Annotated in this window: 3 protein-coding genes; all 3 read right to left on the bottom strand. The window is 63.4% G+C overall.

The features are described from left to right. Positions 1-1023 (bottom strand): IS66 family transposase (tnpC, locus tag PMN64_RS42525; RefSeq protein WP_411785068.1); only part of this gene is annotated, 1023 nt, incomplete at its 3' end. A gap of 51 nt (positions 1024-1074) precedes the next feature. Beyond that, positions 1075-1428: an IS66 family insertion sequence element accessory protein TnpB gene (tnpB, locus tag PMN64_RS42520; protein ID WP_027557044.1), complete on the bottom strand. Its 354-nt coding sequence runs from the start codon at positions 1426-1428 to the stop codon at positions 1075-1077. Next, positions 1422-1844, bottom strand: a complete 423-nt coding sequence (gene tnpA, locus PMN64_RS42515) for an IS66-like element accessory protein TnpA (protein WP_011931030.1) — start codon at positions 1842-1844, stop codon at positions 1422-1424. The genes tnpB and tnpA overlap by 7 nt, the downstream gene beginning before the upstream one ends. Positions 1845-1932: the final 88 nt, after the last annotated feature.

Here is a 1932-nt window from a genome sequence, read left to right as displayed (position 1 = left end):
CTCCCGCTCGATCTTCACAAACTGGCGCCGCAGATGCGACCAGCAGAAGGCGAGCGTCCCGGACAGGGCGTCCGCACGCGTCTCTCGGGTCATGGTCTTGTAAGCCTGATAGCCGTCGCAGTGGATGATGCCGCGATAGCCCTCAAGCAGCCGCAAGCCATGAACGGCGCCGCGGCCCGGTGCATAGGCATAGACCACCCCAGGCGGATCAGGTCCGGCCCAAGGCCTGTCATCGCGTGACAGCGCCCAGAAGTAGCCGGTTTTTGTTCTGCCGCGCCCCGGATCCAGCACCGGCGCCGGGGTCTCATCGACACAGAGCTTCGAGGAGGCCAGCAGAAGCTGGCGCAGACGATGCCACAAGGGCTTCAATTCCTGGGCGGCATAGCCGACCCAGAAGGCGAGCGTGGAACGGTCGATGGCGATACCGTGCGTCGCCAGCATCTGCGCCTGGCGGTAAAGCGGCAAATGCCAATGATACTTGGCATCGATGACATGCGCGACCAGTCGCTCTGTAGGCAATCCTCCCCTGATCAGTCGCTCGGGCGCGGCGTGCTGGAGGACGACGCCATGACAGGCGCGGCAGGCCAGCTTGGGCCGGCGGGTGACGATGACGCGATACTGCGCCGGCACGACGTCCAGCCTCTGGCTCTCATCGTGGCCGATCTCAAAGAGATGGCCTTTGCAGGACGGACAGCAGGTTGCAGCGGGCATCAGGGTCTCGACGATGCGCGGCAAATGCTCCGGAAGCTGACCACGGTTGGCTCTACGCTCGGCCGCTCTCTTCTCGGAGGTTCTGGGATTGACGCGATCCTCGGCTGCTTCGAGAGCTGCGACCGCCTCTTCGATGTCCTCCAGAACAAGCTGTAGCTGATCAGCATCCAGCTTTTCCGAGGACCGACCGAACTGCGCATCTTTTGCAAGCTTGAGCAACCGCTCGAGCCGGGCGCAGCGATCCAGCAGAGCCGCGGCAAAGACACGCAACTCGGCTGGATCGCTCGGCAGCTCATCGGGCAAATCACTCATTGGCCCGAGCTTGCCATGCTTCGCGTCACGATGCAGCGATGATTTGCATTTTTACGCAAGCGCTTTCGGCTGCGGGATTCGAGGCGCGTGCATGCGCGTCCAATCCATGCCGGCTACCAGTGCTGACAGCTGGGCCGCATTCATCCGCATCACACCGGCCACGATGGGTGGCCATTTGAAGCCGCTGCCATCGAGCCGCTTCCAATACATCACAAGGCCGCTGCCGTCCCAGACGACGATCTTCACCCGATCGGCGCGCTTCGCACGGAACACCACCGCCACGCCCTTCATCGGGTCATGGCCCAGCGTCTCCTTCGCCAGCAGCGCCAAGCCTTCCGCTCCCTTCCTGAAGTCGACAGGTTGCGTCGCCACGTAGATCATGAGGCTCGCGGGTGGCGTCAGCATGAACGTGTCCGTCGGAGCGCAATGAACACATCGCTCAATACAGCAAGGCCAGGCGCCCCGCGCACCTCCACGCGCGCGCCCTGGAACTCAACCGTCACAACGGCGGCTTCAGGCGACCCGGAGGGGTCTGCGGCCGCAGGCAACGCCGATTCCGACATCACCGGCACGAACGACAGCGTGTCCGCCGACGCCGGCAATACCAACTGGCCCAAACGCGCCCGGCGCCGCCAGTCATGCACCTGCTGGGGCCGGCAACCATGGCGACGGGCGACGTCCGTGACAACCGCCCCCGGCTCGAGGCTTTCCGCAGCAATCTGCGCCTTCAAATCATCCGGCCAGCGCTTGCGACCTGCGCCTGCGAACACTTCAATACGCGGTGACAACGGTCGTCTTATGTCGTCAGAATGGTCGTCCATTATGAGCACCCTTGCAGAAGATGACTCTTCTAACGGTGCTCTCAAGACTCCGCACAAAAAATCCAAAGGGCCTCGGCGCCACGCTTAC

Source organism: Bradyrhizobium sp. UFLA01-814, from assembly GCF_046718885.1.
GTDB lineage: Bacteria > Pseudomonadota > Alphaproteobacteria > Rhizobiales > Xanthobacteraceae > Bradyrhizobium > Bradyrhizobium elkanii.
Note: the sequence above shows the minus strand (reverse complement) of the source record. Positions and strands in the feature narration are given on the sequence as shown.

Bases quoted from the DNA above. Each gene is read 5' to 3' on its own strand.
- tnpB (WP_027557044.1), bottom strand. From the start codon at position 1,428: ATGCTGACGCCACCCGCGAGCCTCATGATCTACGTGGCGACGCAACCT.
- tnpA (WP_011931030.1), bottom strand. From the start codon at position 1,844: ATGGACGACCATTCTGACGACATAAGACGACCGTTGTCACCGCGTATT.